This is a genomic window from Pontibacterium granulatum, assembly GCF_029961155.1.
GTDB classification, from domain to species: Bacteria; Pseudomonadota; Gammaproteobacteria; order Pseudomonadales; family Balneatricaceae; genus Pontibacterium; species Pontibacterium granulatum.
This window is the reverse complement of record NZ_JASBRH010000006.1, coordinates 130,628-146,351: the sequence shown is the minus strand read 5'-3', so window position 1 is coordinate 146,351 and position 15,724 is coordinate 130,628. Positions and strand designations below refer to the sequence as shown.

11 protein-coding genes are annotated in these 15,724 nt (G+C 53.8%); 4 read left to right on the top strand and 7 right to left on the bottom strand.

Annotation, left to right across the window (positions count from 1 at the left end; translation table 11 throughout):
- The first annotated feature begins 64 nt into the window (after positions 1-64).
- Entirely contained in the window at positions 65-1,840 is a 1,776-nt protein-coding gene (locus QKW35_RS07800) for a thiamine pyrophosphate-binding protein (RefSeq protein ID WP_282352078.1), read from the top strand.
- Between the two features lie 25 nt (positions 1,841-1,865).
- On the opposite strand, the gene QKW35_RS07795 is transcribed toward QKW35_RS07800, so the two are convergent.
- The 7 genes from QKW35_RS07795 to QKW35_RS07765 form a co-directional block, all read right to left on the bottom strand.
- A complete protein-coding gene (locus QKW35_RS07795) occupies positions 1,866-2,684 on the bottom strand; it encodes a citrate synthase family protein (RefSeq protein ID WP_282352076.1) in 819 nt (272 codons plus the stop codon).
- 3 nt (positions 2,685-2,687) lie between these two features.
- Positions 2,688-3,503 (bottom strand): citrate synthase family protein, encoded by an 816-nt coding sequence (locus QKW35_RS07790; RefSeq protein WP_282352074.1) that lies wholly within the window; start codon positions 3,501-3,503, stop codon positions 2,688-2,690.
- 37 nt (positions 3,504-3,540) lie between these two features.
- Complete coding sequence (locus tag QKW35_RS07785) at positions 3,541-5,661, bottom strand: TonB-dependent receptor plug domain-containing protein (protein WP_282352072.1); 2,121 nt, start codon at positions 5,659-5,661, stop codon at positions 3,541-3,543.
- The gene (locus QKW35_RS07780) at positions 5,661-7,184 is read right to left on the bottom strand and encodes a sensor histidine kinase (protein WP_282352070.1); all 1,524 of its coding nucleotides are present in this window, start codon (positions 7,182-7,184) and stop codon (positions 5,661-5,663) included. The genes QKW35_RS07785 and QKW35_RS07780 overlap by 1 nt, the downstream gene beginning before the upstream one ends.
- 94 nt (positions 7,185-7,278) lie before the next feature.
- The gene (locus tag QKW35_RS07775; RefSeq protein ID WP_282352068.1) at positions 7,279-8,169 is read right to left on the bottom strand and encodes an ABC transporter substrate-binding protein; all 891 of its coding nucleotides are present in this window, start codon (positions 8,167-8,169) and stop codon (positions 7,279-7,281) included.
- 425 nt (positions 8,170-8,594) lie between these two features.
- On the bottom strand, positions 8,595-9,155 hold the full coding sequence (locus tag QKW35_RS07770) for a hemerythrin domain-containing protein (protein WP_282352065.1): 561 nt from the start codon (positions 9,153-9,155) through the stop codon (positions 8,595-8,597).
- 213 nt (positions 9,156-9,368) lie between these two features.
- Entirely contained in the window at positions 9,369-11,600 is a 2,232-nt protein-coding gene (locus QKW35_RS07765) for a bacteriohemerythrin (protein WP_282352063.1), read from the bottom strand.
- Positions 11,601-12,091: 491 nt separating this feature from the next.
- On the opposite strand from QKW35_RS07765, the gene QKW35_RS07760 reads away from it, so the two are divergent.
- Genes QKW35_RS07760 through QKW35_RS07750 form a run of 3 tightly spaced genes read left to right on the top strand, consistent with a single transcriptional unit; the run spans position 12,092 to position 15,687 of the window.
- Positions 12,092-12,916 (top strand): alkaline phosphatase family protein, encoded by an 825-nt coding sequence (locus QKW35_RS07760; RefSeq protein WP_282352061.1) that lies wholly within the window; start codon positions 12,092-12,094, stop codon positions 12,914-12,916.
- Positions 12,916-13,602, top strand: coding sequence for an HAD family hydrolase (locus QKW35_RS07755; RefSeq protein ID WP_282352059.1), 687 nt, complete (start codon positions 12,916-12,918; stop codon positions 13,600-13,602). The genes QKW35_RS07760 and QKW35_RS07755 overlap by 1 nt, the downstream gene beginning before the upstream one ends.
- Before the next feature lie 27 nt (positions 13,603-13,629).
- Positions 13,630-15,687 (top strand): ABC transporter substrate-binding protein, encoded by a 2,058-nt coding sequence (locus QKW35_RS07750; protein ID WP_282352058.1) that lies wholly within the window; start codon positions 13,630-13,632, stop codon positions 15,685-15,687.
- Positions 15,688-15,724: the final 37 nt, after the last annotated feature.

The window sequence follows — 15,724 nt, the reverse complement described above, 5'->3', positions numbered from 1 at the left end:
CAGATAAGGCTGCTAGTCGCTGTTCTGGTTAGCTGAATCTAATAACAACATGGATTTTTGCACAATGGATATGCCACACACCCCATCCCTGGACAGCCGAATGGATCGGGACACCAGCAGCTATCAAACAGAGCCCGAAACCTACGGCGATTTGATCGTTCGATACCTCTCGGTAGCAGGTGTCAACCATATTTTTGGCGTACCGGGGGGCTCCATCGAACCCTTCTTTGACGCTGTAGCCCGTGCAGAGCGCAGCGGATCGGGTCCAACCATGGTCGTCTCACGCCATGAAACTGGCGCGGCGTTTATGGCCGATGGCAGTATCCGTGAATCAGGCCGCCTTGGTGTCTGCTGCTCTACCACCGGTCCCGGTGCAACGAACCTGATAACCGGCGTCGCCAACGCCTACGAAGAGAACCTGCCGTTACTGGTGCTAACCGCCCAGACCCCGCGGGCCAAGTTTGGCCGCAAAACGCTGCAGGACAGTTCCTGCTCGGCGATTGACGTTGTGGGCATGTTTAATCACTGCACCAAGTACAGCACGCTTGTATCCCACCCGGATCAGCTGAAGCACAAACTGATCAACGCGCTGCTGATTGCCAATACCGCACCGAAAGGCCCTGTGCATCTGAGTTTGCCCGCAGACATCGTCAATACGGCACTCAGCGAGCCACTTCGCATCAATCCGGACCTGTTTAACCAAACACTTCAGCTGAACTCCCCGATGGCGATGGAGCAGCTGAAGACGAAGTTATATGAAGCAGAGAGAATACTGATCTACGTGGGTGAGAACTGCCACTTAACGTCAGATCAACTGACGCAATTTGCCGATCAAACCAATGCAGCCATTATTTCCGAGCCAACCGGAAAATGCTGGGTGGACGAAACCCATCCCCGCTACTGCGGTGTATTCGGCTTTTCTGGTCACCCCAAAGCCCGAGCGCTGATTATGGAGCAACAGTACGATCTGTTACTGGCACTGGGCACACAAGCAGGAGAACTGGGTACCAGCGGCTGGGAACCCAAGCTCCTCAACAACAAGATGGTGCATATCGACGACAACAGTGCCGCGTTCATGCAAACGCCTGAAGCCTGCCTGCATGTTTGTGGCTCACTGCCTGAAATTCTGACACAACTGTCCACCCACGCGGCCATTTTGCGTTCCCAAGGCAAGCAGTGGCAGGACCTGCGGCAATCCGTATCATCCATACCGATGCTAAGTCTGGAGGAGCAGGCAGCCGCCACCAATAACGCAGTCCCGATCAAACCCCAGCGGGTAATGCATACGCTGTCCCAAGCGCTGCCTGACAATACGCGTATATTCATAGACGCGGGCAACGCCTGGGCCTGGTCTATTCGGTACATGCAACGCCGTGACAACCGAGGCCTGTTTCGCATCGCCATGGCCTACGGCTCCATGACCTGGGCGATCAGTGCCTCTGTCGGCTCCGCGGTCAGCAATCCTAAGGCACCGCATATCTGCATCACCGGTGACGGCAGCTATTTAATGTCGGGACAGGAGATCACTGTTGCTGCTCAGCTAAATCTGCCGCTGGTAATGATCATCCTGAACGACAACGCTTTGGGTATGGTTAAACACGGGCAACGTTTGGGAGGCGCCGAACAGACCGGTTTCGCCTTACCGGAAATAAACTTCGCCCTGATGGCCGAAGCGATGGGCATCGAAGGGATTGTCGTGGAATCGCCGCGAGAACTGGAGGCGGTTGACTTTACGCGCCTGTTTGCAAAGCGGGGACCAACCATTATTGATGTGCGGATCGATCCGGAAGAAGTCCCTCCGATGGGTGAGCGGATTAAAGGACTGGCAACTTCAAAATAACCAGCCCTTTACGACTGTGAGCTCATCAAGGCAGCTCACGGTCCTCTGGACCTGTATAGACCACATCGCTACAGCGCATCGGCAGAAAACAGCCTTCGGGCCGTTCCAAGGCCTCCACATAACACGCCTGTAACCCTGACGCGACCGCCGTACTGATCAGCCGCTCCACTTCAATTCCACTAAAGCCATGATCGGCCAGGAATGCGACCAGATAGCCGCCATAGTTGAGGCACTCATCGTGTTCCTCAATGAGGTAGTCACTGATCTCGTAAGCCAGCGCTTCATGCTCACCCATCGTGATATCGAGTTTGCGACACACTCTCTGCATCGCGTCGATACGCTCATCACCTTTGGCTATCGGACGCGCATAACCAGGCAACTCATTTTTAGCAGACAGGTGGCGTTTTACGATCTCCTCGACCGCTGCCCCTGCCCGCTTCTCCTTCAATGCTGTTGCTATAAAGTCATGGCAGCGCACCATCACGCCGGTGGCATACATTAAAGAGTCAGCAGCCATAATGCCGGAGCTGACACCGGACACAATTGCACCACGGGATGTGCCTGACAACGCTGCCATATGGTTACACCAGATTCGGGCATCAGGCCAACTAAAGCAGATATAACCCGCTTCCAGCCAATCCCCCAAGCGCTTATCCGGCAACTTACCCGTAAGGTTCAGAAAGATCTGCTGAAAATAGGTTATCTCCCCGACCAGATCGTCCATCATGGAATAGCCATGGTTGAAAACGCCCTTACCAATCACCCATCCACCTTGGTGGCTTACGATGCGGTTGCGATTCTCTTCCCACAGCGCATAAGGGGTATTCACAACATCCTGTGGCATAATTCACTCCCCCTCGATGGTGTAATTTTGATCCGAGACAAACGGCATCGCGGTAATAGGCTGATCGGACTTTTCTGCCGCTTGAGCGGCGATACCCGGTGCCGTAGCAATCTGATACAAAAGCTCCCCCTGATAAGGAGTGAAACCCAGATCACAGAGTGCTGCGGCAAACAGCCCGGTAACGCGCCAACCAGCGCCGGCGTCATGGATAGAGGTCACAAACCGACGAGCCCATTGCATGCTTTCACCTGTCACACAGTGTGCGAAGAGATTGTCAGCCAGTTTTTGCGCATAGGTATCAGCAGTGCCATAACTCGAACCGAACCCCGGTGCTACGGTTTGGTCACCTTCCCGATCAGCACCTGCGAGGGCCGATATTCTGTCCTGAGCACAAACCTCCGGCTTACTCTGGAGGTTTCTAGACAGAAATTTCATCGCCTGGAATACTTCCCGGCTGCCTTGCCATTCCCCCGCCATCACGTTCATCGACAACGGCAAGATATGGCTGACATGGGTCTTGCTGACCGCGGCATTCATCGCTGCGCGCGAGGCTACATGACGTGGACCAGGATGAATAACACTGATCAGCAATGACTCGAACAGCGTTTTCTGCGCTTCATCCGGCAACTCACCGCGAAACAGCAAAAAAAAGACCTCCGCAAAGCTTTTCTTGTTCACCAGTGCCAGATGATCATAGCCAAAGCAGCGAGCCTCTTCGGCATGAAACGGATTGTCCTGCGAAGGTTTTTCTTTCCAGATTGCCGTTTCAACTTTGTCAGAGAACTGATCGTCACGGCGCTTTACATCAACCTTGGCCATAACGGCGGGTCTCTCCTTGTTCAGCGGCTTCTATCTATCAGAAGCTGTACTTTATCTCGCCCCAGATACTGCGTCCTTCCAGCGGGTAATCTCCTGGAATCAGTGCGCTGGACGGCTCGCGGGCATCCGTATCAAACAGATTTTTAGCGATTATCGAAAGTTTCAGGCGATCATTGTTAAAACTGCGCGTCACTCGTGCATTCACCCAATGATAATCATCAATGTCAGGCCGGCTATCACCTTCTGCACGACTGCGTGAACCCACCCAATAGTGTTGTAATGACCCTCTCCAATCCCGGCTGAAGCGGTAATTGATATCCAGGTACGTTGTATGCTCTGGGACGTCGGCAACGTCTTCACCGGTATCAGCATCTTCTGAGTGCTGCCACGCATAGGAAGCATTCAGATTCAGGGCTTCGGTAGCGTCCCAATCCAGCTCCAATTCGAGACCGTAGCCATCCTGATTACGTGCATTCTGATACTGGCGAGTACTACCCTGCGCCACGATCGCGATCAGATCGGTTGCTTCATAGTTAAAAAAGCTCAGTTTCACTCCCGTCTCAAAGCTTGGACGGTAGTCCAGCGCCAATTCCCAGGTTTTAATCTCTTCCGGCTTCAGGTTTGGATTACCCAGTGCCGATGGGTTGTTCTGGAAATAGAGTTCTGCAAAAGATGGCGCCCGAAACGCTTCACCATACAGCAGCTTGGTGGTCAGGTTGTGCAACGGTTCCCACACAAGTGCCAAACGGGGTGTTGTTGCATTACCGAAATCCTCAAATTGATCCCAACGAATACCGGCAGTGAAGGACCAGTCGTTATTCAGCTGCCACTGATCCTGCGCCGATACGAAGTAAGACTCACGAGTCTGATCCTGCAGGAAGATATCATCGGTACCGGTTACATTGGTCAGGGTACCGTCAACTGGGGAGGATGCTCCGTCGATAACACCTGGACCATAGTTCTTGTGCTCTTCCGCTTCCACCCGGCTCTCAGACCAACCAGTGGATAACCTCAAAGAGTGATCCTGAAAGCCGTTATAGAGCGTGGTCAGCTCGGCACTCACATTCTCAGAAACAACTTGTGGATTACCGATATATCCATCGGTGAATGTCACCAGATTCCCTGTAGAGGCGATATTGCCATCACTGCCAATTGTTAAGGTACTGCCTGCTGGAAACAGGTAGAACAATGAATCACTTTCACTACGCTGGTAAGACAGGTCTGCTTCCAGTTTTAAGGTATCGCTGAGATCCCGATCATAGTTCAGGTGGCTGAGTAACTGGGTGGCATCCTGGTAGCCACGGTTATCCAATGCCTGTGCACCACCCTGACCCAACCCCCCCTGATCCTGCTGCCAAAACCAGTTTTGTAAAGACCAGTTGCCGGTACTAACGTCAAGATGCATATTGGTGACATCGTAATGCGTGCTCAAAGCACCTGGTGCCAATGAAGCGTTTGTGCTGTTCAAATTATCCCAAGTGGTCTGCGCGTCTGCAGTCACGATACGACCATCATCACCATCGGATCGCAGGTTCTCTAAGGAAAATGAGATCTCAAAATTTTCAGTCTGAAAGCCCTTCTGCACCCATATATCACGGCTTTGAAAGCTGCCTGCCCGAAAACCCGCTGCACCTGCTTCGTTTTCAGCCGCGGTTTTGGTGATGATGTTTATCACTCCACTGTAAGCATCAGCACCGTATACCGCAGAACCTGGACCACGAATTACCTCTATACGGCTGATATTGCTAAGTGGCATCTGGAAGGTAAATGGCAGGCCACCGTTCAGGTAATCCTTCACTTCAGCACCATTCATCAACACCAGTATCTGCGGATTAAAGCCGGTTTGAATACCGCGTATCGAATACACCGGATCCAGGCGGTTCAAGTCCGACGGCATTACGTGTAGACCGGGGATCCTCTCCAGGACTTCGTCCAGGTGGGTTGCGCCCATCGCTTCGATCTGCTCAGCGGAGATTACGCTGGCAACCGACGGCGCCTTACTGATCGGTGTACTGGTACCTGTCGCAATGCTTACAAGCTCATCCTGACCGTAGAAATCTGCAAACTCGTCGCCATCCGTGAACTGATTCTCTCCGCCAGCCATCACTGCTGCGGTCCAGATAGTTGAGGTCAGAGCCAGAAAAGAGAACTTATTCATCATAGTTTTTCCAGGTCTGTACTGCTTGAATTCTTAGATAGCAGATTCTGCGAGACAGGATCTGCCGGTGCTGCCAGTGGCAATTTGAAGACGAAGGTGGTTCCCTGCCCGGTTTCGCTGAACACATCGAGCGCACCGCCCATCATCTCCGTGAAATGTTTGGATATCGCCAAGCCAAGGCCAGTGCCGCCGTATTTGCGCTTCACACTGCCATCGATCTGACGGAATTTATCAAAGATCATGTTCTGCTGGTTCTTTGGAATGCCGATACCGGTATCCGACACCTGCCAGACCACAAATCCGTCATCCACCGACGCAGACAGCAAGACCGTGCCTTTTTCGGTGAACTTGCAGGCATTAGAGAGCAGATTCAGCAGCACCTGCTGTGCTTTTTCCTTGTCGACGTTTAATACCGGATCATCCTCCGGCAGATAGACTTTGAAGGTATTCTGTTTCTTGGATGCCAACGGACGAATCACCGCTTCGGTTTCCTGGGTCAGGCTATGCAGGCTGATCTCCTGCGGCATCAGCTCCATCTTGCCCGATTCACACTTGGCCAGATCGAGAATCATATTGATCAGCGCCAACAAGCGGGTGGAAGCACGCATGGCTTCGCGTAGGTCTTCCACCGGCTCATCCATCGCCTCATCTTCGAGTTCTTCAATGACCAGTTCGATATAGCCCATGGTAGCCTGCAGTGGGGTACGCAGTTCGTGACTGATATTGGCCAGAAACTCCGATTGGGTGCGCACCGCCACCAGCGCGGTGTCACGAGCATGGGTCAGTTCCTTGGTGCGAATAGCAACCTCGGTCTCCAGACCGCTGTTGAGTTTCACCAGCTTGTCTTCCTGCTGCTCCAGCACCTGCATCATCGCGTTGTAGCTTTCCGCAATCTGACGCACCTCCAGCGGCCCCTCAACGTTGGCGTAGTTGTGTTCGCCTGTGGTACGCGCCTCGTTCATGCTATGCGACAGATTAAGCAACGGGCGGGTAATCCGTTTCAGACCCGCGTTTTGCAACCACAGCAGCAGGGTGGCAAATACCAAACCGATCATCAGGTTGTAGCTGAACAGGTTGGTGGTCAGCGACTGCAACGAATCCTTGGACACGTTGATCATCACGTACCCCAGGAGTTGCTTCTTATCGCCAGCCAGCTCAAATTCCGCGTAATCACCCTGTTCTTCCTGCAGATACACGGGCGCTGTGATAATCCAGTGATCGGCCCGGTCTGCCGCTAACGTCGGTTTCTCTTCCGCAAACCAGACCGGCAGGTTATCCGTCTGCCAATTGATCTCGCCGCGTTGCTGCAACACGGACATACGTTCGGTGAAGATCGCCACGCCGGACACGTCATTGAACGACATCGCCTGATCCAAGGCGGGTTCGGCGTTCTCCTTGCTCTCAGTAATCAGCGAAAGTAAGCTCTGGTGCGCCAGGTTTCCGGCGATCTGCAATGAGTGGTGTTCCAGTACCTGACGAGACTGATTAACAGCGATCCATGCAGCCACAATCGAGCTGGTCACCGAGAGCAGCGCAATAGAGACTCCCAGAAACGTCAGTAACTGTTTTCTCAGACTATTTTGATTACCAACTAAGAGCACGGTAATTACCTAATCATCAGGGTTGAGGAAACGTACGGTAGAAAGAGCGTGTCAGGCTCGGGCTGTACTCCAGCCCCAAGTGCACAGCGGTACGCAGGTTCACCCCCACATTCTGGGAACGTGAAGGCTCTACTCCCGGCGCGGCGCGGCCCAGATACAACTCTTTTACCATCTCGGCCAGGCGTTCACCTGACTGCTGATTGTTCGGATAGATCGAAAACAGGGTGCCCCGTTTAACGTGGGACGGCTTGCTGGAAAACAGCACCAGGCGTCGATCCCAGGCTTCACGTAGCAGCATCGGCAAGATGACAGTTTCATTTGATGTCACCTTATCCAGTGGTAGCCAAATCGCATCGGTTTCCGCCTGCGCGCCATCCAATATCGCTTGATAGGCCCGCACCGCGTCAGACAGGCTATTCACACTCTGTGCCTTCAGCTCAAAGCCTTTTTTCGCAGCCGACTTCTGCGCAAGCTCGACCATCCAACGGGATTTATCGGTGAAGAGCACAAAGATACGTTGAGTGGTTGGCGAGAGATTGCGCAGTTGGCTGAACAATGTATCGGGGTCCGCGATCAGGCTGACACCGGGCACAGTATTGGCAGGAGTAAGCGGAAGTGCACCACTGACGAGGGGGTATTTGCCAGACAGCTCACCGATCAATGAGTACCCCCGACGCCCTAAGGTAACCACCATATCAACCCGGTCCGCTTCGAGCTGACTCAAGAGGTAAGTGCGGCTGTAATTCTTCTCCAGGGGATAGCGCAGCAGGCGGTCGGTATGGCGTGCTTCAATGCCCTCTACGATCTGATCAAATACCTGCTTATAAGGCGGAGGCGCTTCGGGATAGATCACTGCCAGCGTGTCTGCTGCCAACACCAAGCCGGGCAGGAATAGCCCTAGCAGCAAGACGATATACGTCCTCAGGCAAGGCCCGCAATCTGAATCTAAAGTCCTTTTTGTCTCAGCCATACAGCGGAAAATCTACCCAAAAATACCGTGGTTATTGAATGATCAATTCTAACGCAGCAACCGTTAGAGTATAACCTATCCCAAAGTGGGGCGGTGTCACCGGGACCGCAATAAAACAGCCCACCCCTATCCGACAAACATACCACTTTGCGCAGGAAAATTCCCCAAAAGCCAGGGAAATTAAGGTATTTCTTCATGTTTTTGCGAACGCAAAGTACCTAGCAAGATCAGGGGCAGGCTGCCTGTGATAAACGACTGCACAGAAAGCGATCAAACGTTCGTTTTAATATGAATATAAGAGAACGGCGGTGTATTAACATGACAGTTTGATACACCGCCCGAAGGAGAGCGATATGGAGTGCTTAAATGTAGTTCGGGATGCTTACATCGGTGTGACGCATATGCAGGGACAGCCCTAGGGAAGACAAGCCGCGCTCGCCCAGGATCTTGGCGGACAGCGGCAGAAATTCCTGCTCTTCGAAGTTGGCATGCGCCAGGTATTCCGTCGCCAGCTTCGCGGCGGCATCCTGATCCAGCGTTGCCGGCTTGCCTTTGGAGAGCAGTTTGATATCCGCTTGAATCGCTTTCCACTGAGCCTCCAGCGAGCGATGCTCTTTGGTGAGCTGATCGATCATCGCCAGCGCTTTGGCTGCATCATCGCCGCCATGGCGGGCAGAATCCGTGACCTCTGCGAACAGCTCCTGTTCCTCTTCGGAGTGATGCTCCAGCACCACGTCCTGGAAAAACGCCAGTAAACGTTTGGCGGCGTCCTTCACCTCCGCTTGCACAGGTACTGCAATCTCGGTTTCCGCCAGCTTACGCAGACGCTCGAAGTTCTTGATAATGCCTACGTGACAGTTGGAAAAGTCCGTCAATGGATCTTCGTTGCTTCCTGCACCTGTTGAGTTTGGCTCATTAATCATCGGTGTAAACCTCGGCTATCGGGATCAGCCCATTGGTATGCGGAATGCGATCTCTGATCCGGTTCGGATGGGGATCGGTGGGTCTGACTTAATGATAGGAGAGGCGCGGCTTGCCCGTTAATGACGAAAGTCAATTAATGACACCTTAAAAACACCATCTTCGTGTTTAAAGTATCACTTTAAAGCACACAACCAATCGATAAGATTGGGGGGCTATACATCTAACGCCCGTGCTTTGCCGGTTTCCAGCTGACAGTGTTCGTCGTACCCAACCACGCGGTCACGCCCCAACTCTTTGGCGTAGTACAGTGCCTGATCGGCCTGTTCCAGCATATCGCTGATGGTTTGAGCCTGGGCACAATCCCAAGCGGTAACACCAATGCTGACGGTCAAAGTATTCACCCGATCGCGAGTGCCCACTTTGACCACCAACTGACTGATGGCGTAACGAATACGTGCAGCCAATTCCAAGGCCTGTCTCATGTCGGTTTCCGGCATCAATATCGCGAACTCTTCACCGCCCAGGCGGGAGACAATATCCGTGCTGCGCACCTTACCGTAGCAGGTTTGATAGAACGCACGCAGCACATCATCCCCAGCGGCATGACCATAGGTATCGTTAACCCGTTTAAAATGGTCAAGATCCAGCATCATCACCGACAACGGCCGACTATAGCGCTCGGCACGTTCTATCTCATTCTCCGCCAGTTCGGTGAACTTGCGCCGGTTTATCGCGCCGGTCAGAGGGTCCGTGGAAGCAAGCACCCGAAAACGCTCCTTCTCTCGAATACGGGCCTGTAGTTCTACCTGCTGTCGATGGTTGCTCACAGTATAAGCCACATCCGCCCGCAGCAGGCTACGACGACACGCCTCATACGCCGCGGCCATCCGCCCCAGTTCGTCCCGTGCAAAGTGCTCGGTAAAACGCAGATCCCGTTCGCCTTCCGCCAAGCGTGTCATGGCACGGGTCATCCTGCGTACGGGATCGATCACACTGCGGTTAAGCAGCCAGGAGAGCAGAATTGTCAGGCTCAGAATGATCAACAGTGTGATCGTGGTAATAACCAGTCCCCACTTGAGTTCATTCACCTGTGCAATTGCCCGGGCGTCGATCACCTCACCCAGTTGATCGGCCAGTGTTTTCAGGCCTTCAATGCGCGCGGAGGTCACCTCAAACCAGCGCAGGCTGTCCAGCGTGGACAGCCGACCATCCTGTATCGCACGGTCGATCAGGCTCTCGAACCCCTGCATCCGGAGCGCCTCTGGGCTCTGGATATGGTCCTGCCAGAGTTGCTGCTGCTCGGGGCTCACAAACTGATTAAATACTTTGCTAAAGCTACGCTGCTCGCCGAGCAGGCTGGCGTAACGCTGGTACAATCCCGGCGAGAACTCGCCTTGCAAAATTGCCTGGGTACCGATCGCCCGTTGTACACCCGCTGCTTCTTTCATATGCAAAAGCGCGGTGTATGCCGTCATGGAGTTGACCAGATCCGAGTCCATCCCCAGCTTGAGTGTACCTTCAGGTATTTTCTGCAAACTGTCGATCAACGTAGAGTAGTAACCCAGAGACTGGATCACCGTCAGCGAACCACTGTCGATCTGTTCCCTTAATCCGGCGAGCTCATCCAGCTTATGGCGGGTGATCTGAATTTGCGCAGCCAGCAGGGGATCCAGGTCCGGCAATCCTTGCAGCTGCAGCAGAAAGTCAACTACAGCCTGGTCGGTCAGCTGGCGCTGCGACTGCAGGGAGGGCATAAAAGCAACGTATTCACTGGAGATCACCCCGGCACTCAAGCCGCGCTCCATTTGCAGCTGATGGCTTAGGTCATTGATCTCCTGCACAATCGCGGTCACCCCCATCAACTGCTGCACATGGTAAAAGCGCTGAACACTTATCCACAGCACCAGCACGCTGAGTAGACTGACGCCGACAATCGGGATCAATGCCGTAAGGAAGATCCTGCGACCTAAAGTCAGGCGGTTGCCCAACCAGGATGTCATACGGCGCAGATAAGAGGGCGTTCGCTGTTTCGTGGTGCTGAGACCGGAATCGTGGGCCAGCTGCGCAAAACACATATCCTCACCGACGATGTGGTTCATCAGCCAGTCGAAGAGGAACAGGTTGATTTCCGCCGCCACTTCCGTTGAATCGGCATTGAGCAGTTCCCGCTTTAATTCCGGTACCTTGGCGGTGAACTGACGGTGCTGTTTGATATGGGCTTTAAGATCGGGATAGCGGCACTGGCGCATCAGCGCCTCTTCACGGGAGAAATGTTCAACCACATACGCCTCAAGCTGGGCGAACACATCCTCAATAACGGCAGGGGCCTTGTTCCGATCGATGGCATCGGAGATTTCGTTAATCAGTGCCAGGAGCTGCTTGTGGTCGTTGTCGATCGCCTCGACCCCGACACTCATTCCTTCATCCCACGCTAATCTTTGCATCAATCCGGTCTTGTTACTCAGGACTACCCGGCCAGCTGCTTGGGCCGCTCAAAAGATGGAAATTATATACCATTTTTTGCAGTACAACTCCTTACCAGCACCTTGTCGCACGCTTCAGCGTTTGAAACAGCGGTGAAAGCCCCCCATAAAACAACCGAGAAGTGCCCCTTAGAAAGTGCCTTTGTTACAGCCAATCCTGGCACCCCATCGCGAACCCAATCGCTTCTCCACGCCTAATCCAACACAACGGATCGTGATTCCCCCTTATATTTCAACGGCTTTAATGCCCCCCTGTTCAAACATCAATTTGGTTACAAAACCCAAGAAGCAGTTATACATATAACTCCAATCCATCAGGTTTCATCATTTTTACTTATTTCCTACACAGGCCAGTCACACAGCAACCGTATCTTGGGCCCTGTTTTCAACGCCTGTCCGCTTACACCTAATCCATAACACGCGGGCAGCTAAAGGCTGAGCTACAGGTTTCTATGTCTAAGAAAGTCATTCTGGTTGTGCTGGACGGTCTCAACTATCAGGTCGGTGAGACCTGCATGGGTTACCTTCAGGCACTGAAAGAGCAGGGGATTGCGACCCTGTACAAGATGGAATGCGAACTGCCTTCCATGTCCCGTCCGCTGTACGAAGCGATCCTGACCGGCGTTGCTCCTACGGTCAGCGGTATCGTGCATAACCATGTGACCCGTAATTCAAACCAGCAGAGCATCTTCAGCATTGCGCGTAACGCAGGCCTGACCACCGCTGCCGCGGCGTATAACTGGGTGAGCGAGCTGTACAACCGCACCCCGTACGACGCCATCCGCGACCGTTACACCTTCGACCCGGAACAGATGATCCCGTACGGCATCTTCTACCACGAAGACCACTACCCGGATTCCCATCTGTTCCTGGATGCCGAGCACCTGCTGCGTACCTACAACCCGGAATTTCTGCTGGTACACCCGATGAACATCGACGATGCCGGCCACCGCGCGGGCATCGACAGCGGTCATTACCGCAACACCGCCCGCCGCACCGATGCAGCACTGTCTGATCATCTGCCCGCCTGGATCAAAGAGGGCTATCAGATCCTGATCACCGCCGACCACGGCATGAACGAAGACAAGAGCCACGGCGGCACGTTGCCGGAAGAGCGTGAAGTCCCGCTGTTTGTGATCGGCGATGGTTTCAGCCACAGCCGCGGTGCAGATCCGCAGCAGCTGGAACTGTGCGGTGTGGTGTGTGAGCTGCTGGGTATCAACAACCACGGCAAACCGGTTACCGAAGGCCTGCTGAGTGTGGAGAAGGGACTGTAATGGCACTGGCAATTTTTGATCTGGACGAAACCCTGGTGGCGGGCGACTCCGCTTCTCTGTTCTGCAGCTACCTGCAGGATCGTGGTCTGGTAGACGAAGACTACATCCGCCGCGATGCGCTGATGATGGAGCTGTACAACAACGAACAGCTCTCCATGAACGAATACGTTGAGTTTCTGGTGGAGCCGGTGCTCGGCCTGCACAGCGATGAGATCGACGCCCTGCTGCCGGACTATGTCAGCAGTTACGTATGCCCACGCATCTACCCGCAAGGCCGTGTACTGCTGCAGGCGCTTAAGGCACAGGGTCACCGCCCGCTGATCATCTCCGCCACCGTGACCTTTATCGTGAAAGCGGTGGCACACGAGCTGGGCGTCGAAGACGTCCTGGCGATCGATCTGGTGAAGAACTACGACGGTTACTACACCGGCGCCATCGACGGCATCCCGTCCTTCCGCGAAGGCAAGGTGCAGCGACTGGCGATCTGGTGCGAAGAACAAAACGAAAATCTGACCGATGCCCTGTTCCACAGCGATTCGATCAACGACCTGGCTCTGCTCGAGCAGGTGCCCAATCCGGTGGCAACCAATCCGGATACCAAGCTTTCAGAGATCGCCAGCCAACGCGGCTGGAATACCTTGAACTGGCAATTGACCGAAACCGAAGCTCCTACTTTAACCCTTTGATAAACCTAAAAATTCAGGAATCAAACCATGTCTAAGTTACTGTTCGCAGGCGCAGCTGCGCTGCTGGCTACCAACGTAATGGCCGCTTGCCCATCAGTATCCGGTCCGAATGAAGGTGGTGCATTCCCGCACCTGTTTGAACGCACTGAGTTTGAACAGAAGTACGGCTGTGCGATGTCTTTCTCCGAGAACCCTGCTATCGCTAAGCTGAATGCACGCATCGCCGGTAACCCTGACCTGATGCCTCTGGCTAAGCGTCTACCGGCTGAGCCTCTGGTAGTAGCACCGTACGGCCAGATCGGTATCTACGGTGGTGTCCTGGACGGTATCTCCAAGGCAACTGAATCCGGTACGTCCGACCTGCTGTCTGTGCGTCACGTTAACCTGGTACGTTACAACGACGACCTGCAGACTGTGGTACCAAACATTGCCAAGTCCTGGACATGGAACGAAGACTTCACTCAGCTGACGTTCGAACTGCGTAAGGGCCACAAATGGTCTGACGGTGCTGCCTTCACCGCAGAGGACATCGCGTTCTGGTACAACAACATGCTGATGGACACCAACATCATCGAGAAGCCAAAGGACCGTTTCATGTCCGAAGGCAAACCGATGAAAGTTGAAGCGCTGGACGAAACCACTGTGCGTTTCACGCTGAACGCGCCAAAACCTGGTCTGCTGGCTAACTTCGCACTGGACTACGCACAGCCATTCCAGCCTAAGCACCTGCTGTCCAAGTTCCACCCTGAATTCAACAAAGACGCTGACAAGCTGGCTAAACAACTGGGCTTCGATAACGGCTACGCGGTAATCAACTTCTACTACGGACAGTCTGACTGGAAAGATGTGCCAACGCCGCTACTGAAAGACAAAGCGGCGTCCGACCGCCTGGTTAAAGCGGGCTTCACTGCAATCGCCCCAACCCTGGAGTCTCACCTGGTTGTAGCAGAGACGCTGGAAGGTCGTCGTTTGGTTGCCAACCCATACTTCTTCCAGGTTGATACTGCGGGTAACCAGCTGCCATACATCAACGAAATCAACGAAGTATTCATCGGCGACCAGGACATCCAGACCGCTAAGCTGATCGCAGGCGACGTGGACTACAAGTCTCAGGCCGTTAACCTGCCACAGGCTCCGGTACTGCTGGAAAACAAAGAGCAGGGCAACTACGAGATCGCACTGCGTCCCACCATCGGTGAAACCACCTTCGCCTTCAACCTGACCGATAAGGACATGGAGAAGCGCGCAGTATTCAACGACGTGAACTTCCGTCGTGCGATGTCTGTTGCGGTTAACCGTGACCAGATCAACGAGATCGCATACTTCGGCCTGGGTAAACCAACTCAATACACAGCGTTCGACGCTGACACCGCATCTTTCGTCACTGAAGATCTGAAGAGCGCGTGGACTCAGTACGACCAGAAACTGGCGAAAGGGCTGCTGGACAAAGCGGGCGTAGTCGACAAAGACGGCGACGGCCTGCGTGACCTGCCTTCCGGTAAGAAGTTCGAGCTGAACATCCAGTACGCAACTCAGGGCGCTGCAACCGAAGTGGTTGAGATCATTGCCAACAACTGGAACGACGTGGGCGTGAAAGCAACCATCAAGGAGGTCACTTCTGACGAGTACCGTAACTCTCAGACGGCTAACGACCTGAGCGTACTGTTCTGGGTAATGGGCCGTCCGCTGGCGACTCTGGCAAGCGATACTCAGACCCTGCTGCCTCCTTACGACAACTTCTTCGGCCTGCGTACCGGCATGCTGTGGGCTCAGTACCGTGACACCAACGGTGCTGAAGGTGTGAAGCCACCTCAGAGTGTAAACGAAATGCAGACGATGGCTGACCGCTTCGTAACCCTGCCTTCCGGCTCTGACGCGTCCAACAAGCTGGGCGTAGAGATCGCTAAACGCGTTGTTGATGACCTGTTCATCATCGGTACTGTGAAAGCGGTTAACCCAATCTACCGCAGCAACAAGCTGGGCAACTTCGAAACACCGAAGACCTGGTCTTACGACTACTACCGCGTATACCCATACCTGCCGTCCCAGTGGTTCCTGGACGAAAACGGTGTGGCTAAAAACTAAGCATCACTGATGCCGTAAAAAGAAAGGGGGAGGCGTT

Coding starts and splice junctions, on each gene's coding strand:
- QKW35_RS07800 (WP_282352078.1), top strand. CDS start 65: ATGGATATGCCACACACCCCATCCCTGGACAGCCGAATGGATCGGGAC.
- QKW35_RS07795 (WP_282352076.1), bottom strand. CDS start 2,684: ATGCCACAGGATGTTGTGAATACCCCTTATGCGCTGTGGGAAGAGAAT.
- QKW35_RS07790 (WP_282352074.1), bottom strand. CDS start 3,503: ATGGCCAAGGTTGATGTAAAGCGCCGTGACGATCAGTTCTCTGACAAA.
- QKW35_RS07785 (WP_282352072.1), bottom strand. CDS start 5,661: ATGAATAAGTTCTCTTTTCTGGCTCTGACCTCAACTATCTGGACCGCA.
- QKW35_RS07770 (WP_282352065.1), bottom strand. CDS start 9,155: ATGATTAATGAGCCAAACTCAACAGGTGCAGGAAGCAACGAAGATCCA.
- QKW35_RS07765 (WP_282352063.1), bottom strand. CDS start 11,600: ATGCAAAGATTAGCGTGGGATGAAGGAATGAGTGTCGGGGTCGAGGCG.
- QKW35_RS07760 (WP_282352061.1), top strand. CDS start 12,092: ATGTCTAAGAAAGTCATTCTGGTTGTGCTGGACGGTCTCAACTATCAG.
- QKW35_RS07755 (WP_282352059.1), top strand. CDS start 12,916: ATGGCACTGGCAATTTTTGATCTGGACGAAACCCTGGTGGCGGGCGAC.
- QKW35_RS07750 (WP_282352058.1), top strand. CDS start 13,630: ATGTCTAAGTTACTGTTCGCAGGCGCAGCTGCGCTGCTGGCTACCAAC.